Annotated in this window: 28 protein-coding genes; 8 read left to right on the top strand and 20 right to left on the bottom strand. The window is 60.9% G+C overall.

The window, feature by feature from the left end:
• Nucleotides 1-48 precede the first annotated feature (48 nt).
• From clpA to D1223_RS14925, 4 genes are all read right to left on the bottom strand, one after another.
• Nucleotides 49-2,373 (bottom strand): ATP-dependent Clp protease ATP-binding subunit ClpA, encoded by a 2,325-nt coding sequence (gene clpA, locus D1223_RS14940; protein ID WP_119377240.1) that lies wholly within the window; start codon nt 2,371-2,373, stop codon nt 49-51.
• A gap of 4 nt (nt 2,374-2,377) precedes the next feature.
• Nucleotides 2,378-2,749 carry an ATP-dependent Clp protease adapter ClpS gene (clpS, locus tag D1223_RS14935; RefSeq protein ID WP_119377335.1) on the bottom strand — a complete coding sequence of 124 codons (372 nt, stop codon included), beginning with the start codon at nt 2,747-2,749 and terminating at the stop codon, nt 2,378-2,380.
• Between the two features lie 80 nt (nt 2,750-2,829).
• A complete protein-coding gene (locus tag D1223_RS14930) occupies nt 2,830-3,225 on the bottom strand; it encodes a DUF1499 domain-containing protein (RefSeq protein WP_119377239.1) in 396 nt (131 codons plus the stop codon).
• A 123-nt stretch (nt 3,226-3,348) separates the two neighbouring features.
• Entirely contained in the window at nt 3,349-3,774 is a 426-nt protein-coding gene (locus D1223_RS14925; protein ID WP_119377238.1) for a phasin family protein, read from the bottom strand.
• Between the two features lie 214 nt (nt 3,775-3,988).
• Here D1223_RS14925 and D1223_RS14920 point away from each other — a divergent pair, with 214 nt between their 5' ends.
• The gene (locus D1223_RS14920) at nt 3,989-5,002 is read left to right on the top strand and encodes a D-alanyl-D-alanine carboxypeptidase family protein (RefSeq protein ID WP_119377237.1); all 1,014 of its coding nucleotides are present in this window, start codon (nt 3,989-3,991) and stop codon (nt 5,000-5,002) included.
• A 146-nt stretch (nt 5,003-5,148) separates the two neighbouring features.
• On the opposite strand, the gene D1223_RS14915 is transcribed toward D1223_RS14920, so the two are convergent.
• Entirely contained in the window at nt 5,149-6,045 is an 897-nt protein-coding gene (locus D1223_RS14915; protein WP_119377236.1) for a division plane positioning ATPase MipZ, read from the bottom strand.
• A 43-nt stretch (nt 6,046-6,088) separates the two neighbouring features.
• Nucleotides 6,089-6,544, bottom strand: a complete 456-nt coding sequence (locus tag D1223_RS14910) for a hypothetical protein (protein ID WP_119377235.1) — start codon at nt 6,542-6,544, stop codon at nt 6,089-6,091.
• A gap of 82 nt (nt 6,545-6,626) precedes the next feature.
• Between D1223_RS14910 and panC the strand changes: the two genes are divergently transcribed.
• Nucleotides 6,627-7,490 (top strand): pantoate--beta-alanine ligase, encoded by an 864-nt coding sequence (panC, locus tag D1223_RS14905; RefSeq protein ID WP_199288221.1) that lies wholly within the window; start codon nt 6,627-6,629, stop codon nt 7,488-7,490.
• Here the strand turns inward: panC and D1223_RS14900 are convergent.
• The 8 genes from D1223_RS14900 to cysG form a co-directional block, all read right to left on the bottom strand.
• On the bottom strand, nt 7,458-8,087 hold the full coding sequence (locus tag D1223_RS14900; protein ID WP_119377234.1) for a murein L,D-transpeptidase catalytic domain family protein: 630 nt from the start codon (nt 8,085-8,087) through the stop codon (nt 7,458-7,460). The two genes, panC and D1223_RS14900, sit on opposite strands and share 33 nt — an antisense overlap.
• A 100-nt stretch (nt 8,088-8,187) precedes the next feature.
• The gene (locus D1223_RS14895) at nt 8,188-8,859 is read right to left on the bottom strand and encodes a GOLPH3/VPS74 family protein (RefSeq protein WP_158588505.1); all 672 of its coding nucleotides are present in this window, start codon (nt 8,857-8,859) and stop codon (nt 8,188-8,190) included.
• Nucleotides 8,860-8,952: 93 nt separating this feature from the next.
• Complete coding sequence (locus tag D1223_RS14890) at nt 8,953-9,696, bottom strand: phosphoadenylyl-sulfate reductase (protein WP_119377232.1); 744 nt, start codon at nt 9,694-9,696, stop codon at nt 8,953-8,955.
• Between the two features lie 8 nt (nt 9,697-9,704).
• Nucleotides 9,705-10,196, bottom strand: coding sequence for a DUF934 domain-containing protein (locus D1223_RS14885; RefSeq protein ID WP_119377231.1), 492 nt, complete (start codon nt 10,194-10,196; stop codon nt 9,705-9,707).
• Between the two features lie 20 nt (nt 10,197-10,216).
• Complete coding sequence (locus D1223_RS14880; RefSeq protein WP_119377230.1) at nt 10,217-11,875, bottom strand: nitrite/sulfite reductase; 1,659 nt, start codon at nt 11,873-11,875, stop codon at nt 10,217-10,219.
• Entirely contained in the window at nt 11,862-12,479 is a 618-nt protein-coding gene (locus D1223_RS14875; RefSeq protein ID WP_119377229.1) for a glutathione S-transferase family protein, read from the bottom strand. Before D1223_RS14875 ends, D1223_RS14880 begins: the two co-directional genes overlap by 14 nt.
• Entirely contained in the window at nt 12,476-12,790 is a 315-nt protein-coding gene (locus tag D1223_RS14870) for a DUF2849 domain-containing protein (protein ID WP_119377228.1), read from the bottom strand. Before D1223_RS14870 ends, D1223_RS14875 begins: the two co-directional genes overlap by 4 nt.
• Entirely contained in the window at nt 12,787-14,190 is a 1,404-nt protein-coding gene (gene cysG, locus D1223_RS14865) for a siroheme synthase CysG (protein ID WP_119377227.1), read from the bottom strand. The genes D1223_RS14870 and cysG overlap by 4 nt, the downstream gene beginning before the upstream one ends.
• Nucleotides 14,191-14,307: 117 nt before the next feature.
• On the opposite strand from cysG, the gene gcvA reads away from it, so the two are divergent.
• Both gcvA and D1223_RS14855 read left to right on the top strand, forming a co-directional pair.
• Entirely contained in the window at nt 14,308-15,243 is a 936-nt protein-coding gene (gene gcvA / locus D1223_RS14860; RefSeq protein WP_119377226.1) for a transcriptional regulator GcvA, read from the top strand.
• A gap of 104 nt (nt 15,244-15,347) precedes the next feature.
• A complete protein-coding gene (locus D1223_RS14855; RefSeq protein WP_119377225.1) occupies nt 15,348-15,728 on the top strand; it encodes a hypothetical protein in 381 nt (126 codons plus the stop codon).
• Here D1223_RS14855 and D1223_RS14850 read toward each other — a convergent pair.
• Complete coding sequence (locus D1223_RS14850; protein WP_119377224.1) at nt 15,725-17,353, bottom strand: AbgT family transporter; 1,629 nt, start codon at nt 17,351-17,353, stop codon at nt 15,725-15,727. The two genes, D1223_RS14855 and D1223_RS14850, sit on opposite strands and share 4 nt — an antisense overlap.
• A gap of 139 nt (nt 17,354-17,492) precedes the next feature.
• On the opposite strand from D1223_RS14850, the gene D1223_RS14845 reads away from it, so the two are divergent.
• Nucleotides 17,493-19,094 carry a peptide chain release factor 3 gene (locus D1223_RS14845; protein WP_119377223.1) on the top strand — a complete coding sequence of 534 codons (1,602 nt, stop codon included), beginning with the start codon at nt 17,493-17,495 and terminating at the stop codon, nt 19,092-19,094.
• A 120-nt stretch (nt 19,095-19,214) separates the two neighbouring features.
• Nucleotides 19,215-19,988, top strand: coding sequence for a hypothetical protein (locus D1223_RS14840; RefSeq protein WP_119377222.1), 774 nt, complete (start codon nt 19,215-19,217; stop codon nt 19,986-19,988).
• Here the strand turns inward: D1223_RS14840 and D1223_RS19300 are convergent.
• From D1223_RS19300 to D1223_RS14820, 4 genes are all read right to left on the bottom strand, one after another.
• Complete coding sequence (locus tag D1223_RS19300) at nt 19,953-20,294, bottom strand: DUF6665 family protein (protein WP_119377333.1); 342 nt, start codon at nt 20,292-20,294, stop codon at nt 19,953-19,955. The two genes, D1223_RS14840 and D1223_RS19300, sit on opposite strands and share 36 nt — an antisense overlap.
• A 24-nt stretch (nt 20,295-20,318) precedes the next feature.
• A complete protein-coding gene (locus tag D1223_RS14830; protein ID WP_119377221.1) occupies nt 20,319-20,744 on the bottom strand; it encodes a DUF411 domain-containing protein in 426 nt (141 codons plus the stop codon).
• Nucleotides 20,745-20,784: 40 nt separating this feature from the next.
• Nucleotides 20,785-22,914 (bottom strand): hypothetical protein, encoded by a 2,130-nt coding sequence (locus D1223_RS18880; protein WP_158588504.1) that lies wholly within the window; start codon nt 22,912-22,914, stop codon nt 20,785-20,787.
• A gap of 182 nt (nt 22,915-23,096) precedes the next feature.
• Entirely contained in the window at nt 23,097-23,642 is a 546-nt protein-coding gene (locus tag D1223_RS14820) for a GNAT family N-acetyltransferase (protein WP_119377220.1), read from the bottom strand.
• Between the two features lie 939 nt (nt 23,643-24,581).
• Here D1223_RS14820 and D1223_RS18875 point away from each other — a divergent pair.
• On the top strand, nt 24,582-25,028 hold the full coding sequence (locus D1223_RS18875; RefSeq protein ID WP_158588503.1) for a hypothetical protein: 447 nt from the start codon (nt 24,582-24,584) through the stop codon (nt 25,026-25,028).
• 20 nt (nt 25,029-25,048) lie between these two features.
• Nucleotides 25,049-25,528 (top strand): thermonuclease family protein, encoded by a 480-nt coding sequence (locus D1223_RS18870; RefSeq protein WP_158588502.1) that lies wholly within the window; start codon nt 25,049-25,051, stop codon nt 25,526-25,528.
• Nucleotides 25,529-25,543: 15 nt separating this feature from the next.
• Here D1223_RS18870 and D1223_RS14810 read toward each other — a convergent pair whose 3' ends face one another.
• Complete coding sequence (locus D1223_RS14810) at nt 25,544-26,200, bottom strand: hypothetical protein (RefSeq protein WP_119377218.1); 657 nt, start codon at nt 26,198-26,200, stop codon at nt 25,544-25,546.
• Between the last annotated feature and the right edge of the window lie 5 nt (nt 26,201-26,205).

Raw genomic sequence — 26,205 nt, 5'->3', positions numbered from 1 at the left:
CCGCCCGGGTGAAGGGCGGCGCTTCTGGTTTTGTGGGCTGGTTCTGGCCTAGTCGACCTGTTCCGGCTTGTCCTTTTTCTTCTTCGGCTTGGACTTCTTGCCCTTGTCCTCGATGAACTCGAAGGAGAGCTTGTCGTCGTCGTCCTTGTCGATGTCGATCTTTACCGCGCCGCCCTTGGCGAGCTTGCCGAAGAGAAGCTCTTCCGCCATCGGCTTCTTGACGTGCTCCTGGATGGTGCGTGCCAGAGGCCGGGCGCCAAACTCCTCGTCGAAGCCACGTTCAGCCAGCCAGTTGCGGGCTTTCTCTGACAGCTCGATCGTCACATTGCGGTCCGCCAGCTGGACTTCCAGCTGGAGAACGAACTTCTCGACAACCCGCTCGATGATTTCCGGCGTAAGGCCACCGAAGAGGATGGTGGAATCCAGGCGGTTGCGGAATTCCGGCGTGAACAGGCGCTTCAGCGCGTCTTCCTGTTCGTCGGTCTTCTTGCCGCGGCCAAAGCCGATGGAGTTCTTCGCGGCATCCGACGCCCCGGCATTGGTCGTCATGATAAGGATCACGTTCCTGAAATCGACCTTGCGGCCATTCGCATCCGTCAGTGAGCCATTGTCCATGACTTGCAGCAGGATGTTGAACAGGTCCTGGTGCGCTTTCTCGATTTCATCGAGCAGCAGCACGCAGTGCGGATGCTGCATCACGCCATCGGTGAGCAGGCCGCCCTGGTCAAAGCCGACATAGCCCGGAGGCGCGCCAATCAGGCGGGAGACCGTATGACGCTCCATATACTCCGACATGTCGAAGCGCAGCAGCTCGACGCCCATGATGGAGGCGAGCTGACGGGCGACCTCAGTCTTGCCGACGCCGGTCGGACCGGTGAACAGGTAGGAGCCGATCGGCTTGTTCGGTTCGCGCAGGCCAGCGCGAGCGAGCTTGATCGAGGAGGCGAGCGCCTCGATGGCATCGTCCTGGCCATAGACCACGCGCTTGAGGTCCGGCTCGAGATTCTTGAGCGCGACGGCGTCGTCCTTGGTGACCTGCTTGGGAGGGATGCGGGCGATCTTGGCGATGATGGCCTCGATCTCCTTGGTCCCGATCTGCTTGCGCCGTTTGCTTTCGGGCAGCAGCCATTGCGTCGCACCAGCCTCGTCGATCACGTCGATCGCCTTGTCCGGCAGCTTGCGGTCAGTGATGTATCGGGCCGAAAGCTCCACGGCGGCCTTGATGGCCTCATTGGTATAGCGGATGCCGTGGAACTCCTCGAAGGTCGGCTTCAGGCCGGTGAGGATTTTCACGGCGTCCGGCACGGACGGCTCGACCACGTCGATCTTGCGGAACCGGCGGGCGAGGGCACGGTCCTTTTCGAAGTGCTGCTTGAACTCCTTGAAAGTCGTGGAACCCATGCAGCGAACCTCACCACTTTGCAGGGCGGGCTTCAGCAGGTTGGAAGCATCCATGGCCCCGCCGGATGTCGCACCAGCGCCGATGACCGTATGGATTTCGTCGATGAACAGGACACCTTTTTCCTGCTCGGCGATTTCCTTCATTACCGCTTTCAGGCGTTCTTCGAAATCGCCGCGATAGCGCGTGCCAGCCAGCAGGGCGCCCATGTCGAGGGCCCAGATGACGGCGTCTTCCAGGATCTCCGGCACTTCGCCATCGACGATCTTCTTGGCGAGGCCTTCGGCGATCGCCGTCTTGCCGACGCCAGGGTCACCGACAAGGATCGGATTGTTCTTGGACCGGCGGCACAGCACCTCGATGCAGCGCTCGATTTCGAAATCGCGGCCGATCAGCGGGTCGATCTTGCCCTGGCGTGCCTTCTCATTGAGATTCACGCAGTAGGCTTCGAGCGCCTCCTTGGCAGGACCTGCCTTTTGCTGCTGCTCGGTCTCTTCGGCGCCGCGCGGGGTCGAGCTGCGCGACATCCCGGGCGACTTGGCCAGACCATGGGACACAAAGTTCACCGCGTCATAGCGGGTCATGTCCTGCTCCTGCAGGAAGTAGGCGGCATGACTCTCACGCTCGGAGAAGATGGAGATCAGCACATTCGCGCCTGAGACTTCGTCGCGGCCGGAGCTTTCGACATGCAGGATGGCGCGCTGGACGACGCGCTGGAAGGCGGCCGTCGGCTGCACGCTGGCGGCCGGATTGTCCGTGATCAGGCTGGAAAGTTCTTCATCAATATACTGGGTGAGCGACTGGCGCAGCTGGTTGATATCGACCTTGCACGCCGTCATCACTTCAACCGCGTCGGTATCCTCGGTCAGCGCGAGCAGGAGATGCTCGAGCGTCGAGTATTCGTGAGACCGCTCTCCAGCGAGGTTGAGCGCTTTCTCCAGGGCGGTTTCGAGGCTGTCTGTCAGTGACGGCATAGGCTTAGTCCTCTTTCTCCATCGTGCATTGCAGAGGATGCTCGTTGCGCCGCGCTAGGTCCATGACCTGAGCCACTTTCGTTTCAGCGACTTCGAAAGTGTACACTCCGCAAACACCAACCCCTTTTTGATGCACATGAAGCATGATGCGGGTCGCCTGTTCGCGGCTTTTGTTGAAAAACTGTTCAAGTACGAAGACCACGAACTCCATCGGCGTGTAGTCGTCGTTCAGGAGCAGCACGCGGTACATGGACGGCTTTTTCGTCTTGACCCGCGTTTCGGTCGCCAGGCCGGTACCATCCGTATCGCCATCGCGCGTTGGTCCGGAAGGTCCTTCCGGCTCGGCGAGTCTGGGTCTGTCGTCTCTAACGGTCATGTCAAACAGATATGGTTCAGTTTGGGCAATTTTAAGCCTGATCAGAAGTGCATTGCTGTTCAAGCTGCAGCTCATCTGAATTATTTCAACTCCGCGATCAGCGAATCCACTCTTTTCCGGTTCGCGCCCAAGTCATGATAACCGACTCGGGAACGAGAATAGACAGCTAATCGGGATTTTCCGTGATTTGCGCCGTCGGGCAGGACACGAATTGCCACATCGTCCTTGAATTTCAGCAGCGGTGTCCTGGCGACGAGGTCGATCTGGCGCGTGGCGGGGTCACGATGTGTGACCGACCAGTTGGACTTGTCCGACAGTACGGATTCGACTTTCGCGAAGAGCGCCTCGGGCGACAGGTCGAAGCTCGGGGCGTCTGCATCGGGCGTCGCATTTGCGCACAAGCCTTCGGGCGCGACGAGGTAAGTGTTCGGCGAGCCGGGGCGTTCAATCGTTTCGAAGTCTACACGTGCGCTCATCCAGCAACCTTAAACAACCAGACCTCATGAGTATTCACCCTACATGAAAAAAATCGGGCAAAAAAATTGGCCGGCTGAAATCTCAGCCGGCCAACCAGAAAACTTGCCTGCGAAGTGCGCAGATCAGGAGGCTTTCGCCTTCGTCGTTGCCTTCTTGGTCTCGGCCATCATCTCTTTGGTGTAGCCGGCGAAGGGTTCCATGCAGTCCTTCATCGCCGTCGAGTAGATGCCGGCCAGTTCGCTGAGACCGTCGAGATGGGCCTTGAAAGCGCTGCGGACATAAGCCGACTGGATTTCCATGGCTTCTTCAACAGTCTTGGCGCCAGCCAGCGTCTTGCCGGTCTCAACCGTCATGCTGACGCGATCCTGTGCCTGGCGCATCATTGCGGCGCTGGCATCCTGAAGGCTCTTCACGGACGCTTTTGCGCTTTCCGTGCCAGCGGTCATTGCATCTTTGCCCATGTCGCCGAACTGCGTCGCGAACGGGAAAGCTTTTACGAAAGTCTCGGGCGTGAAAGCCCCGAACATGTTTGTATCGGTCTTGGCCATAGGTTACTCCTTTGATGAAGCCTATATAGACCAATCTGTTCGCACTTGCAACAATTTTTGTGCACCGCACAATATTTTCCGTGTTCATTAACGATTCAGTGGCGGTATGCATCGTGCAAGACTGTGCGCTTAACGGGTGGATAATACAATTTAGCCACCCTATGATCGAATCATCGGGAGGCCGGGGTTCGTAACGCTCTGAGGAGGGAAATCCATGGCATTTCGTGCTGGCGGGAAGAATATCCGGGCAGCTATTGGCGCACTCGTCATGCTTGTTGCGCTAGCGCCGGCGGCCATCGCAGAGAAGTATGCGTCCATTGTCGTCGATGCCGATTCCAACGAAGTCCTTCATGCCAGACATGCCGATGAACCGCGCTATCCAGCGTCGCTGACAAAAGCGATGACGCTTTACATGCTGTTCGACGCGCTAAAGTCGGGAGAGGTCTCGTATACCGAGCGCCTCTATGTCTCGCGTCACGCCGCGTCACAGCCGCCGTCCTCGCTGCGCCTGACACCGGGTTCGACCATCAGTGTGCGCGATGCCATCGATGCGCTGATCACGAAATCTGCCAATGACGTGGCAGCGGTCGTCGCCGAACGGCTCGGTGGGACCGAGTCGCGGTTTGCGACGCTGATGACCGCGAAAGCCAAGACATTCGGCATGAATAATACAACCTTTCGAAACGCCTCGGGCCTGCCGGATACGCGCCAGCTATCAACAGCACGCGACATGGCCATCCTTGCCGAACGTCTGCTCGAGGATCACGCCGACTACTATCATTACTTCTCCCGGGCCAGCTTCTCCTGGGGCAACCGGACTTATAAAAATCACAACAACCTGCTGAAGTCCGTCGACGGTGTTGATGGCATCAAGACCGGCTATACCCGGGCTTCGGGTTTCAACCTGATGGCCTCGGCCAAGCGTGACGGCCGTCGGGTCATTGCGATCATGTTCGGCGGATCGACGTCGAAATCACGCGATGCGCATGTCACCGACCTTATCGAGGCAGCTTACAAGAGCTTCGACGAGAACAAGCAGGCCGACGAGATCAAGGCGAGCTACGCCTTCAGCGCCCTGCAATCGCCGGTCAATCCGAATGGCGCGGCGCTGCCGATGCTCAACGGACAAGTGTTCACGCCGCCCGTTGGCGAGGGTGACGAAAGCACGAGCGACGATATGGCGTTTGAATCCCTGATCCCGTCCAAGCCTGTTATCGAAGGGCCCTAGCCGGCCCTTTCCCCGGCGGGTTTCACCAACGTCCGATTTCGCGACAGTGAAGACACCCGCAGTCATGCTGAGACACATGCGCCTGACGCTTCAGGGTAAACCAAAGCCTTGTGCGCCTGCGAACAGAGAAGCGAGAGGTGCTTTAACTAGAAAGAAATTTCCGCGCCTGCGAGCGCCGGCAGCTGGAGCAGGATGACGAGGTCCCGCAGCTCCTGGCGGGCAGCAACATGGCTCATCGTGAAAGCCACATTCGAGCCGCGCTCGGTGAGATCCAGCAAGGTCAGGCCGGCCGGGAAAAGCTCGCGATAGATGACCCGTTCGGAGAGCCCTGGCGCAAGACGGAAACCAATCCGTTTGGACAGGTTATTCAGCGCTTCGCCGACCTTCTGCTTGTTGCGCGCCTCTAGCGGAGACACGCGGTTGCGCATCACAACCCAGTCAATCGGCTTGCGGGAGGTCTGAGCTTTCTTCTTGCGGCAGTTCCAGACCATCTCGGAATAGAAGCTTGGCCGGATGACCTCGAGTGTCTGCGGGTTCACATCGCCAAGAAGGTCGAAATCGACAAAGCTGTCATTCAGCGGCGTAATCAGCGTGTCTGCGATCGTGTGAGCAGAGCGGGAGAGGAAGGTGTCACCGCCCGGGGCGTCAATAATAATATAGTCACTGACCGCGCGTAGGCGCTCAACCGCGCCCATCAGGCGGTCTGTTTCTTCGCGCTCGGCGGTGTCCAGGTCACGGTCGGTGCTGGCATCCACGCGGATGATTTCCGGCATGGGCAGTTTCGAGCCAGTCGATTGCATCCAGCGCAGACGGTTCTCAAGATAGCGCGTCAGCGTCCGCTGGCGCACATCGAGGTCGATCACACCGACGCGCTGCCCCATGCGCATGAGCGCCACGGACAGGTGCATCGCGACTGTAGACTTGCCGGCGCCACCTTTTTCATTGCCGACGACGAGAACGCGGCAATCACGGTCCGGCGAAGGCTGGAGCGTGACGGCGTCGTCGCGACTGGTGGTGACTGAGCCGAATCCGTCTGCGGGCATTTGGGAAAACTCCACTTTCGCCTTGCGTCAGGGATGCGGGGGCTTAGGCGGCATGCTGGTAAAGCGGTGCCTGATCTGCCTCGACACCGAAGACCAGAGCATCGCCAGCCTCTTCTTCAAAGAGGTCATGGTCGAGGGCCACGGTGCTTGCCGACCGCGAGGTTGCAAGCATGGGCTCGCCGTCGAACAGGTCATTATCGAAACTGAAGGCGCCGAGCGAGTGAATCGGCTCCGGCTCAACGGTAAGCGGCGCGAAGTCCGCGATGCCGGAGAGTGATTCGCGAAGCCGCATCATGGAGCGCGTCAGTGTATCGAGCGCACGGCCATGCGCGGTCGCCTCAGGCTGTGCGTCAAAAAGCCAGTCATCTGTATGTGCAGCCGAGTTGTCATCAAGCGGACGCCTGATAGGTTCCGGCTCGATCGCACTGGCTCGATCCAGATCGCGACGCTTCAGTGAGGACAGGCCCGCACAGGCGAGCAGCACTTTCAGTCGGGGCATGATGGGCTTTCTCATAAGTGAAGAATTCACGCGAATTGGTTAACAGGTCGTTTACGAAATCAGAGTTCGGAGCAGTCTCCAAGTGAACAATAAGAAGGCCAGGATCGTCAGGACGCGCGCTGATCTGCGTGCAGCCGTCGCGGCAGAGCGGAAAAAGGGCAATCAAATCGGGTTTGTACCCACAATGGGCGCGCTCCATGATGGCCACATCTCCCTGGTCAATAAAGCTGGGGAAAAGTGTGAGACCGTCGTAGCCTCAATTTTTGTTAATCCGACCCAGTTCGCCCCAGGCGAAGATCTTGAGCGTTATCCCCGAGACGAGGAGGGCGACGTAGCCCGTCTCAGCGAAGCTGGGTGCAGCATTGTTTACTGCCCCAGTGTCGACGAGATGTATCCCGAAGGCTCGCTGACCAATGTCCGCGTCGAGGAAATGTCAGACCTTCTGGATGGCATCTACCGGCCGCACTTCTTCTATGGGGTTGCGACAGTGGTCGCCCGGCTTTTCATTCACGTCCAGCCGGACGTCGCCGTCTTTGGCGAGAAGGACTTTCAGCAGCTGCAGATTATCCGCCGCATGGTGCGTGATCTCGGATTTAGCATTGAGATTGTTGGCGGGGCGACCTGGCGCGACCGCGATGGTCTCGCCCAGTCCTCGCGCAATGCCTATCTCAGCGAGGAGGAGCGCAGCCGAGCCAATGCGATCTTCGGCGCCCTCCACAGGGCGGCCTGCCGTATTCGGATCGGCGTGCCCGTTGAAACGGCAGTGAGGGAAGCAAGGGGCCATATCCTGGCGGCTGGCTTTTCAAGGCTCGACTATGTCAGTGCCGTCGATCCGGCCAGTCTTCAGGACCTGGCTGACGGCCCGCTCGCAGCAGGGCAGGCGTGCCGGCTGCTCGCGGCGGCCTGGATGGGCTCAACCCGCCTGATCGACAATCTCGGAGTCTAGGCCGGCGCTTTTCTGCGGCCCGTAAGTGTAGACCAGAACGCCATTCGCGATTTTGGGGATGAGGTCCAAAGCGACCCTGCGCTCAAGCGCGGGGCAGCCCCAGCTGCGTCCCATTTTCTTTCGCTGCGGCGAAACATAATCGGCCCCGTGAATCACAATCGCCCGTTCGCGCGCCGCGCTGTTCTGCGTCTCCAGTCCGTCGAGCCTGAGGGATAGACCGTGCTTGCCGTAATAGGTCTCCGCTGTGACGAAGGCGCCGAGCGAAGTCATCTTCGAGCCGGGGACGTTCGAGAAGCGATCGGCCATGCCGTCATGGTCGGGGTCTGATCCGCGGCCATGCGAGACCAGAAAGGCATTGGCGGAGCCAGTCTTGAGGTCGACCAGGAAGAATCGAGGCTCTGCCGATGGCCGACTATAATCGATGACCACCATATATCTGTCGTTCTTCGCCTTGGCTGCAAAGCGCGTCTGAACTTGTACGGCCTCCTGCCAGAGGTGCTGTCCCATGACTTCAGGTGCTGACTTGGCCAGGGCCAGGCCAGCAGGCTTGCAAGCCAGAAGAAGCGAAACCAGAAGCAAGCGTGCGGTTCGTGCCATGCTCAATAATACCAGGGATATTCGCCAGCGTTAGATATGGCTTACACGTTGCGGTGCGGATTTGTCTTTTTTGCGGCTGGTTCGGCCTGTTGCTGGAAATCTAGCTGCCGGTCGTGGCGGCAACGGTGGTGACCGTTGTCGCGGCGATGACGGCCGCCAGCGCCGCATCAATCGCAGCCACCGTTGCTTTCGCGGCTAGCATGTCGCCTTTGGCGATTTCCTTGATCCGTGCCTTGTGGGCCCTGATTTCGGACTTGTCGAAGTTCTTCCCGAGCAATTGCGTCTTTTCGGCAAGGGCAATGATCACGCTATCGCGCGCCACTGGTGCCTTTCCATCGAACATGATTGCGGCCAGATGTTCTCTCAGTTTGGCTTCTGTGACCGTGTCAGCTTCCGGGTATTGCGTCCAGTTGAAGACAAGAAACGACTTCGGCTCGGTACGAAGGACGCCCTTTTCGACGAGTGAAAGCGCCTGCTCCCGGAACAGCTTCGACTTGTGGGCAAGTTTGTTCACATAGGTCGAAATCTTCTTGCCGCCGCCTGCCTTCAGGAGGATCGACAGACAAAAGTCGAGGAAGCGGTCACCGGTCGTTTCGGTATCGATGATGTTCAGCCGTTTCGGCTTGGCTGGGTCCTGAGCGAGCTTGCCGCGAAGGATCAGCTCGGACAGGGCGCTTCCGGCGAGGCCATACTCGACGAACTGTCCCTGTTTTTCGCCAGACTCATTTTTGAGTGCCAGCAACGCGAAACCCTCGGCAATGGTCAGGTCCATCCATTCTCCTCCAATCATCTGCTCAGTCGAACAGGGTTGATATGGAGACGAATATATCGATTTTCAATAAATAAGTCCGCAGGGAGCGAATGCCTAGAAAACGCGGGGGCGTTCTTTCTTGTCGACATGCAGGCCGCACTCGGTCTTGGCCATACCGGCCCAGCGGCCAGACCGGATATCGCTTGGGTCCGCGGCCGGCTTCGTGCACGGCCAGCAACCGATCGATGGATAGCCCTGGTCGACCAGCGGATGCTTCGGCAAGTTGCGGTAAGCGAAGTGACGGTCAACGTCTTCCTGCGTCCAGCTGGCGAGCGGGTTCACCTTGAAGCGGCCGCTGGCATGCTCAAACACAGGAAGCGAAAGCCGCGCGCCACCATGAAAGCGCTTGCGGCCCGTGATCCAGGCGTCGAACCCTTCCAGCGCCGGCTCCAGCGGGCGGACCTTGCGAAGGGCACAGCATGCGTCCGGATCCGTTTTCCAGAGGCGGTTCTGAGGGTCTAGCACCTTCCGCTCGGTTTCGCTCGGCGGTGTTTCACGAACATTGGTCAGGCCCAGCCGGTCGATCAGCTCATCCTTGTAGTCGAGCGTCTGCGGAAAGTGCATCCCCGTTTCAAGGAAGATGACCGGGAAATCAGGGTCCACATCGGCGATCAGCGAAAGCATCACAGCGCTCTCGGCGCCGAAGCTGGAGACATAAGTCAGCTTCTGCGGCCACTCACGCACAAGCGAAGCGCGCAGGATCGTCGTGGCCGACGCATCACGCAGTTCAGCGTTGAGGCGGTCCAGCCGTTCGGTCACGGGCTCGCGCAGGCGTGTCTGATAGTCGGTATAGGGCATGAACGCCTCTAGTCCTTCTGGTGCCGGCGCTTGAACACATGGGTCGCGCCGTCGGCCGCTGGTTGATAGAACGCTGAATACTCTTCCAGCGCTTGCAGGACTGAAGGTAGTTCGGCGCGTGCCGTCTCAAAAGCATCGAAGCCTGAACGGTTCATATAGAGAATCTGATCTCGAAGGACGTGGCCGACCGCTCGAAGCTCGCCTTCATAGCCGAGACGCCGCCTCAAAAGCTGTGCCTGCGAGTATCCGCGCCCGTCGGTATATTTCGGAAAACTGATCTCGATCAGGTTCAGCCGGTGGAGATGCTCCTCCAGTTCATGCGGGTCATCGGCCGGCTCAAGCCTGACGCCGATGTTGCTGTTACGGGCGAGCAGAATTTCGGTTTCGCTGCGAAATCGTCCGAGCGAGACGGTCACACACCCGCCTGGTGACAGTGGTGTATCGTCCGGGACAAAAGCCCAGACATCATCGACTTCCTGTCGGTCTTTGATCAGTGGCATTTCTGGGTAACCTTACTGGTCTACGCGCCGGCGTAGATGACTTCCTTGAACGGCTCCATGCCTTCGCGCTCGAAGGTTTCAATGAAGGTCTCGTCCTTGCTGGCTCGCAGCTCACGGTAACGATCGACAAGGCGTTTCAGTGCCGATGGCACATCCTCCGCCTTAAGGCCCGGGCCGGCGATCTGGCCGATGGCGGCTTTCTCATCGGCGCGCCCACCGAGCGTGATCTGGTAGTATTCCTCGCCTTTCCGGTCGACACCAAGAATGCCGACGTGGCCAACATGGTGGTGGCCGCAGGCGTTGATGCAGCCGGAAATATTGATGTGGAACTTGCCGATATCGGCCTGGTCGTCCGGATCAGAGAAGGCCTCCTGGATCGCCATGCCGACCGGGATCGACCGGGCATTGGCCAGGTTGCAGTAGTCGAGGCCCGGGCAGACGATCATGTCCGAGATCAGGCCTTCGTTCGGCGTGGCCAGGCCGGCCGCGTCAAGCTCTCTGTAAACCTCGTAGACGTCATCCAGCGCGATATGCGGCAGGACCAGGTTCTGCGCGTGAGTAACCCGGATATCGTCATGACCATAGGTTTCGGCCAGATGCGCGACGACCATCATCTGTGTGTCGGTGGCATCGCCAGCCGCGACGCCAATGGGTTTCAGGCTGACGGTGACGGAGGTGTAGCCGTCGACCTTGTGCGGATGCAGGTTGGCGCGGGTCCAGCGGGCGAAGCCGGCATCGGCGACCGTTGCCTTTTCGAAGGCCTCGGATGTAGCTGGCTTGGGGGGCAGGGCCGGCGGCGTGAAATACGCGTTGATCCGGTCGATTTCCGCCTGCGGCAGGTCAATCTTTTCATGGTCACGCTGGGCGGCGAATTCTTCTTCGACCAGCTTGCGAAATTCTTCTTCGCCCGTTTCCGAGACGAGGATCTTGATCCGTGCCTTGTACTTGTTGTCGCGACGGCCAAAGCGGTTGTAGACGCGCATGATCGCCTCAAGATAGTCGAGCAGCTGGCTCTCCGGCACGAACTCTGAAACCTTGGCGGCGATGTGTGGCGTGCGGCCCTGTCCGCCGCCGACATGCACCTCGAAGCCAACCTCGCCGTCGCGCTCGCGCATGTGCAGGCCGATATCATGGACGCGGATGGCCGCGCGATCATGTTCAGCTGCGGTGACCGCAATCTTGAACTTGCGCGGCAGGAAGGCGAACTCCGGATGGAAGGTCGACCATTGCCGGATGATCTCGCACCAGGGACGCGGATCCATGATCTCGTCCTTGGCTGCCCCTGCATAATGGTCGCTGGTCGTGTTGCGGATGCAGTTGCCGGAGGTCTGGATGGCATGCATCTCAACCTCGGCCAGTTCGGCCAGTACATCCGGAATATCCTTCAGGGCGACCCAGTTGAACTGGATGTTCTGGCGGGTCGTGAAGTGGCCATAACCGCGGTCATAGTCCCGCGCGATCTTGGCAAGGCGCCGCATCTGCCGGGGTGAAAGCTGGCCATACGGTACAGCGATCCGGAGCATGTGGGCATGCAGCTGAAGATAGACACCGTTCTGCAGGCGGAGCGGCTTGAACTCGTCTTCCTTGATTTCGCCAGACAGGCGGCGGGCCACCTGTCCGCGAAACTGTTCGACCCGATCGCGCACGATCTGCGCGTCGAATTCGTCATATCTGTACATCGGTAACCTCGTGGAGATGGGGCAGGCCGAGCTCGCGCTCGCAGCGCGCAATCCAGGCCTGGACGGCCGGAAACTCGGATACGTCGAAACCGCCTTCGTGAGCCAGGCGGGTGTAAGCAAGCAGCGAGATATCGGCGAGCGTCATGGCCTCGCCGCCCGCGATCCAGTCATTGCCGAGCAGGGCGAGTTCCATCCGGCCCAGCGCGCGGCGGCCCTTGGCCATCAGGTGCGGATCGATCTCGTCGTCGCTTTTCTTCTCGTAATGCTTCTGGAAGCGGCGCACCGCGATCGCTGTCTCGTGGGAATACTGTTCCCAGAACATCCATTCCAACACCTTTGCGCGCTCGAAGGCATCATCGGGGACGAGTTCGCTGCCATCGGCGAGATAGGAGATGATCGCATTTGACTGCGCCAGCGTTCTGCCATCCTCAAACTCGACGACCGGCACCTGGCCGAAAGGGTTGATGGCGAGGAACGCGTCGGTGCGTGTCTCGCCCTTGAGAATGTCGACCTCGACCCACTGGTGTTCGACACCCAGACGGTCAGCCACCCATTTTACCTTCAGGCAGTTGCCAGAAATACTGTCGCCAAAAATGCGGATCATCGCGCAGACCTCTGGAATTGCGGGTGAATTGTCGGGCCGTTTGCGCGGATCGTCTCGCGCAGCGTCTCGCGGCCATCGATGGCGCCGTCATCAGTGACCTGCATGAAGTATGGATCGGTGACAATGCCTTCCTGGGCTTCCGCATCGGCCAGCCGCTTTTCGGCTTCTTCGCCGGTGAAGACACCGATCTTGTCCGGATCGTCTGACCAGCTGCCGTCAGGGGCCATCCAGACGACTTTGCCCGTGGCGGTTTCCCAGGCAGTGACAGCCTTGGGCTGCTCCGGCTTCAGTTTCGGGCGAACGGATGTCATGCCAGGGCCTCTTCGATTTTTCTGTTCAGCGCTTCGGCTGGAAGGCCGGCAACCTCTCCTATAATGAGAAGTGCTGGTCCGCGAATGCCTTTTTCCTCGATGACGCGGGAAAGGGAATCCAGCGAGCCAAAGCCGCGTTTTTCATTTGCGCGCGTGCCGTTCTCGATCACGGCGACTGGCGTTTTTCCCGGTAGGCCAGCTTCCTGTAGCTTCTCCGAAATGACCGGCGCTGTGCCGACACCCATGAAAACGACGATGGTCTGGTGCGGCTTTGCAAGGCCCTGCCAGTCGAGATCGGGTACGCCGCCTTTCTGCGCGTGGCCGGTCACAAAGGTCAGCGTCTGGGCGTGGTCGCGATGGGTGAGCGGGATGTTGGCCGAAGCCGCGCAGCCAAGCGCCGAGGAGATGCCCGGCACAACATGCGCCTCAATACCCGCTTCGCGCAGGGCTTCGACTTCCTCACCGCCACGTCCGAAGATGAAGGGGTCGCCGCCCTTGAGGCGGACGACGCGTTTGCCCTCTTCAGCGGCGGCGATCATCAGTTCATGAATGCCATCCTGCGGGACGAGGTGTTCGCCCTTGGACTTGCCAACCGGCACGCGTTCGGCATCGCGGCGGACGAGGTCCATGATTTCCTTTGAGACTAGCTTGTCGTGGAAGACCACATCGGCCTGCTGGATCAGGCGGAAAGCCTTGAGCGTCAGCAGTTCCGGGTCGCCCGGTCCGGCGCCGACGATGTGAACCGGTCCGGTTTCATTTCCTGCAGTTTCGTTGGCAAATTTCGAGAGGGCGTCTTCCATCAGCGCTTCTGCGCCCGCGTCATCACCCGCATAGACCGCCTCGGCGACAGCGCCCCGAAGTGCGGCCTCCCAGAAGTGACGTCGGCCGGTCTCGGTGTCGATGGCCGCCTTGACGGCAGGACGCCATCGTTCAGCCAGCGCGGCGAGCGATCCAATACGCTCCGGCAGGAGTGTCTCAAGCTTCGAACGTATGTCCTTGGCCAGCACGGGGGCTGCACCGCCGGTTGCAACCGCAGCGACGACCTGGCCACGGTCCAGCATGCTGGGAATCGTGAAATCACAGAGCTCTTTGCGGTCGACGGCGTTGATTGGCACGCCATAGGCGCGGGCAAGTTCATAGGCCCACTGGACTTCCGCTTCGTCGTCGCTCGCGATGATTGTGAAGCGGGCGGTGTCCAGCGCTTGTCCGGCATGCTCCGGTGTGACGATAGTCAGCTGGTCACTGAAAGGCTCGGCCCAGTCCGGACGTCTTTTTGTGACCAGCGAGATACGGGCGGGCGTCTTCGCCACCAGCCGCGTCTTGCGCTCGGCATTCGTGCCAGCGCCGAAGATCACGACATGGGCATCGTCCATCTGGAAGAAGGCGGGGAAGAGGCGCATGGGGAACTCGCTTGAAAGAAATCTGGCTGGACTGGCGGGAAAATGGGACTTGTGGGGGCGCTTCGGCAAGCGTAGACCCCTGATCCGATCGTTTAGATAAACTATGAGAGGCCTGGCATGGCCGACAATAATGACCGTATTCCTCCCCTGAACGCCCTGCGTGCCTTCGAAGCCGCCGCCCGCAGGCTGTCTTTCAGCAAGGCGGCAGAGGAGCTGAACGTTACCCCGGGTGCGATCTCCCAGCATATCCGTCAACTGGAGGAATATGCCGGTACGCCGCTTTTCCGTCGGACGGGACGCAGTGTCCTGCTGACAGATGCCGCGCAGGCCAGCCTGCCACTGGTGCGTGAGGCCTTCTCGAAAATTACGGAAGCCGGCCGCATCATGCAGCAGCCAGCCCGCAAGGGTCGGGTGATGGTATCCTGTGCGCCGAGTTTTGCGGCCAAATGGCTCGCGCCGCGCCTCGACCGGTTTCACATCGCCTATCCGGGCATCGAGGCCTGGATCTCCGCCGACATCGCGATTACCGACTTCACGACGGCCGATGCCGACTTCGCAATCCGCTATGGGCGCGGCGAATATGACGGGCTCAAGTCAGAAAAACTCATGGACGAGACAGTGCTGCCGGTTTGCTCGCCGCGCCTTCTCGAAGGCTCTGATGCCATCCGCAAGCCCGAGGACCTGGCCAAGCACACCCTGATCCACGATGAGAGCACCGAACAGGATCCGTCCTGCCCGGACTGGACCAGCTGGCTTGCAGCGCGCGGGGTGACTGACAGGGTCGACTCAGCCCGGGGGCCGCGCTTCAACCAGTCCTCAATGGCAATTGAAGCGGCATCGTCCGGACGTGGTGTCGTTCTCGCCAAGCGGGCGATTGCCTCATCCGACATGGCAGCCGGCAGGCTGGTTGCCCCCTTCGCTGACGGTTCTACCAGTATTGATTTCGGCTACTGGCTGGTCTGGCCCAAGGGGCGCCACCTGTCAGAGGACGTTCGGGCCTTTATCAAGTGGGTGAAAGCAGAGGCAGCCGCCGGAGAAATTCACGGCGTTTGAGAAAAATGCGCCTGACAGGCGAATCCGGCATCGAACTTGCTCAGTAACTCCCCGTTAAGACCAAATCAGGGACATCTTGTCCCAAGGCTTGCGGGGTACCGGGGATGCTGTTCCTGCTGAATGACCAGATCGTCAATGTGGCACTGCCCGAGATGCATCTTGAGCGGCGCTGGAAAATGATCGGCTGCGGAAAGCCTTATGGGCTTCGGGCCTGCGAAGTCGTTGAATTTGTCCAGGGCCGGCTCGAAGAAGTTCGCGTGACGCGCGAAACCCTCTCCGACAAGGAAGCGCGCGATCTGGCTGCCCTGATCATTTCCCGGACCGGGGCCAACAGTCTCATCCTGCGACACCGGTCCGACGGCTCGAGCGAGCCGATGCTGAGGCTTATACCGGCGCCGGTGCTCGACGTGTTTGCGCGCGGTTCACTGGCCGGACAGGCCAGCGTCCAGTCCCACGATGACCAGCAGGCAGCCGCCGCCCATTAGGGCGTCTGGGCAGCCGGCAGGGTGTATTCCATCGGCGCGCCCGGCCCGAGATCCCAGCCGAGATATACCCAGGCGACGACCAGCAGCACGCCGGAAACCAGCATCCAGATCGAGTACGGGATCATCATTGCCATCAGGCTGCCAAGCCCGAAATCCTTCTCCCAGCGTTTCGCGAAGACCAGGATCAGAGGGAAGTAGACCATGAGCGGCGTGATGATGTTCGTCGCCGAGTCACCAACACGATAGACCGCCGTCGCGCCTTCAGCGCTAATGCCGAGCAGCATCAGCATCGGGATCATGACCGGCGCCAGCAGGGCCCATTTCGCGCTGGCCGATCCGACGAAAAGATTGATCAGGGCCGAGAAGAGCACGATCAGGCCGAGCAGGATCGGCAGGGGCAGGCCGGAATTCTCGATGGCGTCGGCGCCGTGAACGGCCGAGATCAGTCCCAGATTGGACCACTGGAACATCGCCACGAAGTGCGCCGCCGCGAAGGCGAGGACCAGGTAATAGCCCATATCCTTCATCGCCTCGGCCATCATCTCGACGAGGTCCTTGTGATTGTTGATCGTATTGGCGGCCGCGCCATAGGCCCAGCCTGCCGACAGGAACAGCACCAGGAAGAACGCCACCAGCGAATTGAAGAAAGGCGCGTATTCCGTGTACCACGGCACCGCTTCGTCTGCTGCAGACTCGTTGATCAGCGGTGTGCCCGGCCCCCAGGTCATGAAGGCCCAGAGCGCGAGTGTGCCAAGGCAGGCCAGGCCCGCCCATTTCAGGCCTTTGACCTGATCAGGTTCTAGCGGCTTGTCATCCTCATTGAAGCTGTTCGCGGCCATGCCGGTCGCGACAAACCGGCCGAGCTTTGGCTCGATTACGCGGTCTGTCACATACCAGATGATCGGAAGGTAGATGCACAGGATGGCCACAATGAACCACCAGTTCCCGGCAATGTTCGCATCGTAAGTCGGCACCAGGATTTCGCCCGCCGCCTCCGTAATGCCAAAAAGCAGGGCGTCGAGCTGACCGGGAAAGAGGTTGGCTGAGAATCCGCCCGAAACACCTGCGAACGCGGCCGTGATGCCTGCAATCGGATGGCGGCCAGCCGAGGCGAAAAGAATACCGGCGAGCGGGATCAGCACGACATAGGCGGCGTCGGCGGCGTGGTTCCCAACCATGGCGACAAGCGCAACAACCGGCGTCAGGAGCGCCTTGGGGGCGCCGCGAACAGCAGACCGCATGCCGGCTGCAAACAGGCCCGACCGTTCCGCGACACCCGCGCCGAGCATGACGACCAGCACATAGCCCAGCGGGTGGAAGTGCGTGAATGTCTCTGGCATGTCGACCCAGAGGCGCTGGATGTTGTCCGGCGAAAACAGGCTTATGGCCGGGATGATGCCATCCTCACCGATCGAGAACCGCGTCTTTTGAGACTCCGCCATACCGCCGAGCACCTGATCGTTCAGGACGGCGTTCGCGCCCATCATCGATGCAACGACAGAGACGAGCATCAGCGCGATGATCAGATAGAAGAAAATGAAGACCGGGTCGGGTAGTTTGTTTCCCGTTTTCTCGACCCAGCCAAGAAATCCTTTCGCTTCACCTGCCACTGACTGATCCGACATGCCCTGACCCTTTATGTTTACGAAACGGCGACCCTAGCCGGGCTTGGGCTTGAAAGGCAATCCAGCGATCATCTTTCATTCAGCTGCAATATCGGGTAGGCGAGCGCGCTTGAGCCACCTTTCGAACGAGTACGCTTCCATGTCCCTTTCGCCAGCAGAAGAAGCCGCACGCCGGCGGACCTTTGCGATCATCTCCCACCCGGACGCCGGCAAGACAACGCTGACGGAAAATCTGCTGCTGGCAGGCGGGGCGATCCGGCTGGCAGGGCAGGTGGCTGCGCGCGGCGAACGGCGGCGTACCCAATCGGACTGGATGAAGATCGAGCGCGACCGGGGTATCTCGGTGTCGGCCTCCGTGATGACGTTCGAGCACGACAATCTCGTCTTCAACCTTCTCGACACGCCAGGCCACGAGGACTTTTCCGAAGACACTTACCGAACGCTGACCGCTGCCGACTCCGCCGTGATGGTGCTCGATGCGGCCAAGGGCATCGAGCCGCAGACGCTGAAGCTCTTCGAAGTTTGCCGTATGCGCGACATCCCGATCACAACATTCATCAACAAGATGGACCGGGAGGCGCTCGACCCGCTGGAACTGCTGGATGAAATCCAGGACAAGCTGCAGCTCGACACTGCGCCGCTGTTCTGGCCGGCTGCTTCCGGTCAGCGCTTTGCCGGCATGAAGGATTTGCGCAAGGGCGACTTCATTTCTTTCCGGAAGAAGACGGCCGATCAGCAGGCTGAGGTTGGCCCGAGCCACCGCATCGGCATGCAGGAAGCGCGCGGCACCATCGACACGATGGTCATGGATGAGCTGGAAGAGGGCGCAGAACTGGCGACCGAAGCCCTGCCGGAGTTTGATCGTCAGGCCTATGAAGAAGGCCATATGACGCCGGTCGTCTATGGCTCTGCACTACGCCATTTCGGCGTCAACGAACTGCTCGCGACGCTTGCTGAATTTGCACCGGGCCCACGCCCGCAAAAGGCGGAGAAGAAAGACCAGCCGATTGTCGTCGAACGGTCTGACAAGGCCGTCTCGGGTTTTGTCTTCAAGATCCAGGCGAACATGGATCCGAACCATCGCGACCGTGTGGCCTTCCTGAGGCTGTGTTCGGGCGAGTTCAAGCGCGGCATGCGCCTGAAGACGACGTCGAACAAGCAGATCAATGTCCACGCGCCGCTGATGTTTCTGGCGCAGGATCGCGAGATCGCAGAGACGGCATACGCCGGCGATGTGATCGGCGTGCCAAACCACGGCCAGCTGCGTGTCGGCGACTCGCTGTCGGAAAACGGCGACATCAAGTTCCAGGGCATTCCGAACTTTGCCCCGGAAATCCTGCGACGGGCCCGACCCAAGGATCCAATGAAGTCGAAGCATCTGCGCAAGGCGCTCGAGAGCCTGGCGGAAGAGGGCGTGACGCAGCTTTTCACGCCGGCGCTCGGGTCGGACATGATCGTCGGCGCGGTCGGGTCCCTGCAGATCGACGTCATGGCTGAACGGGTCGCGGCTGAATACAATCTTGAAGTCGTCTTCGAGCCCGCTTCCTACAATGTCGCGCGCTGGATATCGTCCGATGATCCCGCCAAGCTCGAAGCTTTCCTCGAAAAGAACCGCTCGGCTGTGGGCACGGATCTCGACGGCGCGCCGGTTTATCTTGCGAAGAATGCGTGGGATGTCGGCTATGCCCAGGAAAAGAATCCCGAGCTGAAATTCACCGCCACGAAAGAGCGGTTGCTCTAGCTTCGCCCAATCCCTGCCAGAATTGGCCGATAATCCATCTGGACAGGGCTGGCGGTCTTCAGTTCACTGGTGTCTCACCAGCCGGATAACCCGAAGGCTCAGTCGAATTGGGGTTGCGCAATGCTGAGATTGGTTTCACTCATCCTGTTCCTCGCTGGCGTCGCCTTCGTCGGATGGGGCGGCTATCGGATCTACTCAGGCGATTTCGGCGCCCAGGACGAAAAGGCCGTCGTCGAGAGCCAGCCCTTCCAGACCAAATCACTTGAAACCGATGTCCCGCGCGGTTCGGCCGATGACATGGCCGCCTTCGAGGTGACACCTGACGAAGACAGCTTCGGTGCATTGGCCGATGAAGACACTTTTGGCGTTGCCAGCGCGACCGACCGGCTCATGGAACGGCTGCGCACGGTTCCGATTGCGCATGAGACCCCGACCCAGGCAAAGTTCAACCGCGCGTTCGAAGTGACCGTCGCGATCGATGCGACCGGCGACAGCAGCGCTGCCGACGCACTTCCCGGCAAAGGCAACATCGTCGAAGGCGAAGCGCAGGTGCTGGAGAAAGCGCAGGCGACCCTGTCAGGATCGGCATTCGATATCGAGATCGTCTCGCCATCCGTGCAGACGATATCGCCGGTGACCGAGAATATCTGGCGTTGGCGGGTGACACCGCTCGAGACGGGGACGCACGAACTGCGGATTGAGCTCTTCGCACTCGAAAACAATGAAGCCCTGCCGATCCGAACCTTTACCGACCGGGTAGAGGTCCGTGTTTCGAGGCTCGGTCAAGTTTTGGCGACGGCCGACTCGCTTGATCCGGTCTTCATGATTTTGGGTGGAGCGGGTTCTCTGCTGGCCGGACTATTTGGCGTGTTCCGCTTTTTTCGCGGACGCTGATACCGGGCGGCGCCGGACGATTCCGATGCGGTTGAGAACCGCGCGCGGTATGGCGAAGGCCTGGATGATATCGCGCTGGTCGCGCAGCCCGTTTAATTCGCGCTGAAGGAAGTAGGCCTGAACGGCCTCTGCCGCGTCGAGCAGAAGGTCTTCCCGTGCCGTTTGATCATCAGGATATTCCAGCCGCAGCAGGGCTGTCTCGATGGCGCGCCCGGCCCGGCCAAGAGCTGCGGCCTTCTCGGCTGCGACTTCCGCTTCGAGAGAGCTTTTGGCCTCGGCCGATTGGACACGGGTAAAGGTTCTGATTGTCGGAGACCGGACAGTCAGGGTTTATACCTCCATGAAGATTTTACCCGGCGTGCCAATCACTTCGATCTTGAATGGCGCCGACTTCTCGCCGCCCATGCCCGGAGAGCCGGCTGGCATGCCGGGAAGCGAGAGACCGGTAATGTCAGGCCGTTCTTCGAGCAAGGTCTCGATGGCCTCGACGGGGACGTGCCCCTCCACGACGTAACCCTCCACAATGAGCGTGTGGCAGCCACCTTGTCGGGCAGGGATGCCGCGTTCGGCTTTCAGCTCATTGAGGGCGTCGGGCTGAAGCTCGACGATCTCGACCTCGAAACCGTGGTCTTCCAGGTACTTGGCATGGCCTAGGCAGCAGCCGCACCATGGCGTTTTGTACATGGTCGCTGCTTGGGCAAGTGCCATCAGCGGGATCATGAGTGCGGCGAGGGCAAGTGAGGCGAAACGGATCATAGGCCAGTCTTCCTTTGGGACATGACCGCCAGAATGGCCCTTATCCCAGGGCAGCGTCAATGAGCAGGAATGCGGAAAGCCGCGCGCTTGCATTCTTGGAGGACCGGCAGGTCTTGTCGAGCGCCATCAGGGCGTCCGGTTCTTCCATGACGAGAAACTCCCGCGACATCTGCATCAGCTGACTATCCACGTCGAGGCGCTTCTGAACCCGCTGGACCTGGCGTGAAGCCGCATCGCTAATCGCCTTGCGGCGCAGGCCCTCGCCCTTGCGGGACGCACTGGCGATCTTCTTCTTGTCACGGGGACGGAAGATTTCGCCCAGGCGAATGCCGGAGTCCATGAGGCGGTGAATAACCTCTTCGGCGATTTCCTCGCGTGGCATGGTCGGATGCTCATCGCGCTCCATGTCGGCGATGATGTCGCTCCATTGCTGGCTGTCGGAGCGCTTTGCCGCGTGCTGTTGCGGCGCGGTATTCGGTTCGGCTTCAGCCTGTACGTCCGTCTCGGGCTCGGCGACCTCTTCAGTCTCGGCCTCAGCCTCTGCGAAAGCAGCTTCATCTTCCTCATCGTCCGGATCAGGCTCTTCGGCGGTGGCAAGGTTTACGGCCTGGCTGCCGCCAACCGGCTTAAGGTAGGGCGGGCGGTCCGTGCGGCGGCGGAAGAACTGGAGAGGTTGGTTTTGCCCGGATGGCTCGTCGCGGTCCTCTGGTGCGGGCGCGCCGGCATCCTCGTTCTCATTGTCCGCAGACCCGGCCTGCTGGCCGAAGTCGTCCTCATTGTAGGTGTGGGAGGACTCGCTACTTTGGGAACGTGACGCGCTGCTCCCTTCGAACAGGTCGTCGTCACCAGTCTCGGGCGCTGTGTTCTCAGGTTGGGGCGTATCCTCGAAGACATCATCGTCTTCGAGCTTGGGCTGCGACGTCGCCGGTTTCTTGGGCTTCAGCCACCCTGACGGCGCGCTCGGCAGGCCTGGCGACGAGGCGAGGATTTGGGCCCTGCGCGAGGCGGAGTCTTCCGTCGGTGTTGTTGTTGGACCTGCGGGCGGATTATCTGCGCGGCGGGCATGCTCGGCATCTGCCTCGGCCCGCGCAGCCCGAACCGCCTGTGCAGCCTCGAGGCCCGCAGCTTTCAGCTGGGACAGAGACGCGGCAGCGCGTTCGGATGCTTCGAGCGCCTCTGCCTGGATATCCCGGGAAGCGGCCTTGGCGCGGTCGAGAGCTGAATTGACAGCTTCGGTCAGCCGGTCCCCCGTGGTGTGTGCGCTGGCGGCTACCATTTCGCCGGCACGGAGCGCCTGTTCGACCATCTTGCGGGACTGTTCGAGCTTTTCCTCCATCCGCGCGACGGCGAAGATCAATTCCTCGCTGCGCTTGGCGGCCTCGATGGACATCGTGTCGAGCGAGTTCACCTTCTCGGACAGCTTGGAGCTGGCGGAATCGAGGTTTTCAAGCCGCACTTCCAGGGCCTGGTCGGCCTGCGCAATATCGGCAGCGGCTGCGCGGGCGGAATCGCGCATCTGGGCGGCTTGGCGTGGGATCGCTTCACTCATCATTTCCGTCTGCTTGCGGATGTCGGCCGCCAGTGTCTCGAGCGACTTGCGCTCATCGTGCAGGCGTTTGGACAGCTCCTTGGCATTGTCGGCTGTGACGTAGGAGACGCTTTCAAGGCGCTGTCTTTCATCGGAAATTTCCGCGGACATCGCCTTCATCGATGACAGAGCATGCGCCATCGAGCGATCGACTTCACTGGCACTGCGGCGCATCTGGTCGGCAAATAGCGCGCCATCTTCACCGGTGCTCTGCATCGGCATAAGCAAGCGGGCCGCCGCTTCCAGCACGACAGCATTGGTCGAGGCGGCGCGCGCATTCTCACGCGCCAGCAGGCCTGCCATCAGGATCATCAGGCCGGGGATGGCGAGCGCGACCGAGCCCGCACCAATCACCGCAGCGGAATAGGTCGACAACTGGTCGAGCCCCATCAGCGCAACCGCGCCGCCAAAGGCAGCGATCCACCAGGCGAAGGCGCCCGCGAGGCCGATCCAGAGGAAGCTGCGCCCGCTCTGGCGCGCATCGGAAAGGCTTCGGAGGTGCTCCGATGGGGTTCCGGCATTGTTCCGGACGGGAGTCACCGTCGGGAGATGCTCCGGATGTTTCGGGTCTTTTGCGTCCATGGCGGCCAATCTACGCGTTTTCCACAAGCGCCGCGACCCTAAAAGTCGCGGCAAACAGAGGCCCCAGCCCCGCCATTAGGGCGAGCGGCTTGGGGACGGTCAACCCGTATATGCATACATTATACCGGTTTAATGTCCCCTGAACGGCGCTTTTTGGGCGGAATCCCGGATCGGGACACTTTTCAGGCCATTTCTCCCGTCTCAGGCGAGAAATCGTCCTTCAGGATCTCGAACAGGATGTGATCGCGCCAAGCCCCATCGAGTTCAAGATAAGCTTTCGCGAGGCCGACTTCGCGAAAGCCGAGCCGAGCCGCCAGCGAACGGGAGCGTTGATTGTCCGGCATGATGGCGGCTTCCACGCGGTGCAGGTTGAATTCCCCGAACGAGAGTTCGAGTACGTCCTGGAGCGCCCTGCGCATCACCGACTGGCCTTCATGGCGACGGTCGAGCATGTAGCCAAGTGTGGCCGACTGGAAGGGGCCGCGTACGATGCGGTCGAGATCGATCTTGCCAATCACGCTTTCATTCCGGTGAACGATACAGAACCGGTAGGCGCGATCTTCCCGCCACTCGACCTTGGCGAGCTTGCATGCGGCCTTCCAGTGTTCGCGTGTGAAATAGTTGTCCGACCGGGTAGGGGAGTAGGGGCGGAAACGCTCGCGGTTGAGCGTCAGGAATTCTGCGACCTGGCGCGGATCGCACTCATGCAGCGCCACAAGCTCGAACATGCTTTCTTGCTCCCCGAGGCCCCTTCTGGGGTCATGATTGCAGGCGGGGCGATCTTGTAGACGGGATGGAAAGGCAGGGAAAGGGGGCCAGCGGCAGTTCCCTTGCGCCAAAATCACAAAAGAAAGGCGCGACTTCGCTCGTTAGAGAGCAAATCGCGCCTTCCACTGTGTTCCGAATCGTCATACCCAGACACTTGTGACAGCGAATGAGGCGTCCGTGGTTCAGAACACCCGGGCGCCTTTTCCTTTTGCCATTTGCGTGTGCACCGCTCGCGGCAATCGGTCAGACTCCCGTATCGATTGCATGACGCACCGGCCCGGTTTTGGGCCCGTCGGGCCTGCGCGCCTTCAATCGTTGGCTCCAGGGCGTTTCGCGGCTTTTGACACCACCATCGTTTCCCTTTGCCCGCCGCCGGCAAGTCGTCCCGTTAAAGGGGCTTCTGCCTTTGGCCTGCCGCCGACTTGCTTCCCAGCCGGGAAACATCTGCCTTTGGCGCCGTGCTTCGGTATCGCGCTCCGGTCACGGCTTACAGCACCGCTGCGGCAGGTCCGGACCCTGCCTCACGGACATCGCCTGCTTTATCCCGCCGCCTCTGCCTGGCCCTTTGCGCCACGGCTCTCACCGCTTTGCTCCTGGCCCGGCCGACGTATCGGGGGCGATGTGCTTCGCCTTCGCGCCGCAGCTGAGGTTTGCTCCTCACACGGACTTCGTTGGCGTTCCGAAACGATCTCTCAAAAACGGGGGTGAGTCGAGAGGGATCAAGGTTAATTTTTGGATTTGTTCACAGGTTTGACGCCCGGCTGTGGATTGGCCCGCCAGCCCTGTGGACACCCTCAAAAGCCCCGCCATGGCTTGCCATCCGGCCTTTTCGGGCGTCATATTATCAGCCCTGACTGTTGCTGGCATTATAGTTCTCAGCGAGGAGGAGGGGGGGGATCATGAGCGAAAAGACATCGGGCGGCGGCATTGGCGGCTTTATCGGCACAATTACCATCGTCGGCATTCTCTGGCTCGGCGCCCGGGCGACCGTTTTCCCGCAGACGGCGGTGAAGGACGAGACGGTCCGCGTGAATGCCACCCAGAGCTACCAGTATTGCTACAAGCCGAACTTCGCCAACCGCAAACTCGTGGCCGACATTGCTGTCAGCGGCGGCGCGGTGGAAGGCGCCTTCGTGAAAAAATCCTCTGCCGACAGTATCATGACGAGCCGGGAGCTGCAGCTGGCGGCGCTGGGGTCGAGCTATTCGCCCTCCAAGATCGCCGGAAAGATCGCCGCATCGACCCAGGGCGGCGAGGAAGCCTGCCTGATGCTCAATCCGAAGCCGGATCCGGGCGCCTCCAGCGTTTCGGTGACGGTGACCATCAAATCCTATTACCGGTTTTGAGCCGGGCGGGACGCCCCAGGATGCGCTGGCGGGCGGCGGGCGCTGCGGCGTTTTTCCTCGTGTTTTCAACCGCCTGCAGCGGCGGGGGCGGATATGAAAAGCCGGCCAATCTCTGCGACAATCCCGATACGACCTGCGTCAGTGCTTCTGTGCGAGATCTGCTGGCGGTCGATGGCGACACGTTCGAACTCCGCCGCCTCAACCGGGCCGGCGGGGAAGAGCGGGTCCGGCTGCGGCTGATCGGCTGGGACAGTCCGGAGACGGGCGATGCCGCCCGGTGCGCGGCGGAAGATGCCCTTGGCCGCGCGGTCGAAACCCGCGCGCGGGCGCTCTTCGAGGCGGGCAGCAAGGTCACGTTTTTACCAGAAGAAACAGACAGGTACGGGCGCGTGCGTGCTCACGTCTATCTCGACGGCACGCATATTGGCTGGCTGTTGTCGAAGGAGGGCCTGGCCCGGCCGCTGGACGAGGGCCGCCAGGTGGACTGGTGCGCGGATTAGGCTGCGCGCCCCAAATCAGCTCGTATCATACCAGCCCGCCAGCGCGTCACCGATGGCGAAGGGCAGATAATCCGCGATCACGCCGAGCTCATGGCCGAGCCGGTGCGTGTGCTGCGGCGGCGGGCAGATCGGTCGCATCGCGCCAGCGGCCCGCAGCCGGGCGAGGTGGCGCGCCATGCGCCGGGCGAGGCGCTCAGGTCTGTCGAGATGGCGCATCAGGGTCTGGAAACGGTTCAGAAGCGGTCTGATTCCAGTACAATTCCGGTATGATTGCGCCAGGCCTGCTTTTTGGCGTTCGCGCAGGGCGATCAGTTTGTCCGGGTCGAACCCGGCTTTCGGCGTGAGGGCGAAATGGTAGGGCCGGGGCGTTTTCGGGCGGGGCGTGTCCTGAGGTTGGACTTGGCCGAGGGAGGTCCCGGCCTTCGCAGGGTTGAGCGGATCATTGCGGTGAGGGGCGCGCGGCGGCGCGGGCGCGAGGTCGAGCTGGGCAGCGAGCAGGACGATGAGGCGGCGCAGGATGTTTTCCAGCTGGCGCACGGTCGAGCGGAACCGCCGCGCGGCATGACGCGTGACATGTTTCTCCGCCAGCGTCAGCCCCGCCCGATCCGCCGCCGCCACCAGCGCGTCCCGGATCGCGTTGAGCCCCGTCTCGATGAACCCCTGTGTGATCATGGGCG

The sequence above is a fragment of the Henriciella mobilis genome (assembly GCF_003576285.1).
In the GTDB taxonomy this organism is placed as follows: Bacteria; Pseudomonadota; Alphaproteobacteria; order Caulobacterales; family Hyphomonadaceae; genus Henriciella; species Henriciella mobilis.
This window is presented reverse-complemented; position numbering and strand designations above follow the sequence as displayed.

Coding starts and splice junctions, on each gene's coding strand:
- D1223_RS14840 (WP_119377222.1), top strand. CDS start 19,215: ATGCTGAGATTGGTTTCACTCATCCTGTTCCTCGCTGGCGTCGCCTTC.
- D1223_RS14930 (WP_119377239.1), bottom strand. CDS start 3,225: ATGAGCGCACGTGTAGACTTCGAAACGATTGAACGCCCCGGCTCGCCG.
- cysG (WP_119377227.1), bottom strand. CDS start 14,190: ATGCGCCTCTTCCCCGCCTTCTTCCAGATGGACGATGCCCATGTCGTG.
- D1223_RS18880 (WP_158588504.1), bottom strand. CDS start 22,914: ATGGACGCAAAAGACCCGAAACATCCGGAGCATCTCCCGACGGTGACT.
- D1223_RS14830 (WP_119377221.1), bottom strand. CDS start 20,744: ATGATCCGTTTCGCCTCACTTGCCCTCGCCGCACTCATGATCCCGCTG.
- gcvA (WP_119377226.1), top strand. CDS start 14,308: ATGGCCGACAATAATGACCGTATTCCTCCCCTGAACGCCCTGCGTGCC.
- D1223_RS14885 (WP_119377231.1), bottom strand. CDS start 10,196: ATGCCACTGATCAAAGACCGACAGGAAGTCGATGATGTCTGGGCTTTT.
- clpS (WP_119377335.1), bottom strand. CDS start 2,749: ATGACCGTTAGAGACGACAGACCCAGACTCGCCGAGCCGGAAGGACCT.
- D1223_RS18870 (WP_158588502.1), top strand. CDS start 25,049: ATGCGCTGGCGGGCGGCGGGCGCTGCGGCGTTTTTCCTCGTGTTTTCA.
- D1223_RS14920 (WP_119377237.1), top strand. CDS start 3,989: ATGGCATTTCGTGCTGGCGGGAAGAATATCCGGGCAGCTATTGGCGCA.
- clpA (WP_119377240.1), bottom strand. CDS start 2,373: ATGCCGTCACTGACAGACAGCCTCGAAACCGCCCTGGAGAAAGCGCTC.
- D1223_RS14845 (WP_119377223.1), top strand. CDS start 17,493: ATGTCCCTTTCGCCAGCAGAAGAAGCCGCACGCCGGCGGACCTTTGCG.
- D1223_RS14820 (WP_119377220.1), bottom strand. CDS start 23,642: ATGTTCGAGCTTGTGGCGCTGCATGAGTGCGATCCGCGCCAGGTCGCA.
- D1223_RS18875 (WP_158588503.1), top strand. CDS start 24,582: ATGAGCGAAAAGACATCGGGCGGCGGCATTGGCGGCTTTATCGGCACA.
- D1223_RS14810 (WP_119377218.1), bottom strand. CDS start 26,200: ATGATCACACAGGGGTTCATCGAGACGGGGCTCAACGCGATCCGGGAC.
- D1223_RS14855 (WP_119377225.1), top strand. CDS start 15,348: ATGCTGTTCCTGCTGAATGACCAGATCGTCAATGTGGCACTGCCCGAG.
- D1223_RS14895 (WP_158588505.1), bottom strand. CDS start 8,859: ATGGACCTGACCATTGCCGAGGGTTTCGCGTTGCTGGCACTCAAAAAT.
- D1223_RS14875 (WP_119377229.1), bottom strand. CDS start 12,479: ATGATCCGCATTTTTGGCGACAGTATTTCTGGCAACTGCCTGAAGGTA.
- D1223_RS14850 (WP_119377224.1), bottom strand. CDS start 17,353: ATGTCGGATCAGTCAGTGGCAGGTGAAGCGAAAGGATTTCTTGGCTGG.
- D1223_RS14900 (WP_119377234.1), bottom strand. CDS start 8,087: ATGGCACGAACCGCACGCTTGCTTCTGGTTTCGCTTCTTCTGGCTTGC.
- D1223_RS14880 (WP_119377230.1), bottom strand. CDS start 11,875: ATGTACAGATATGACGAATTCGACGCGCAGATCGTGCGCGATCGGGTC.
- D1223_RS14870 (WP_119377228.1), bottom strand. CDS start 12,790: ATGACATCCGTTCGCCCGAAACTGAAGCCGGAGCAGCCCAAGGCTGTC.
- D1223_RS14915 (WP_119377236.1), bottom strand. CDS start 6,045: ATGCCCGCAGACGGATTCGGCTCAGTCACCACCAGTCGCGACGACGCC.
- D1223_RS14910 (WP_119377235.1), bottom strand. CDS start 6,544: ATGCCCCGACTGAAAGTGCTGCTCGCCTGTGCGGGCCTGTCCTCACTG.
- D1223_RS14925 (WP_119377238.1), bottom strand. CDS start 3,774: ATGGCCAAGACCGATACAAACATGTTCGGGGCTTTCACGCCCGAGACT.
- D1223_RS14890 (WP_119377232.1), bottom strand. CDS start 9,696: ATGCCCTATACCGACTATCAGACACGCCTGCGCGAGCCCGTGACCGAA.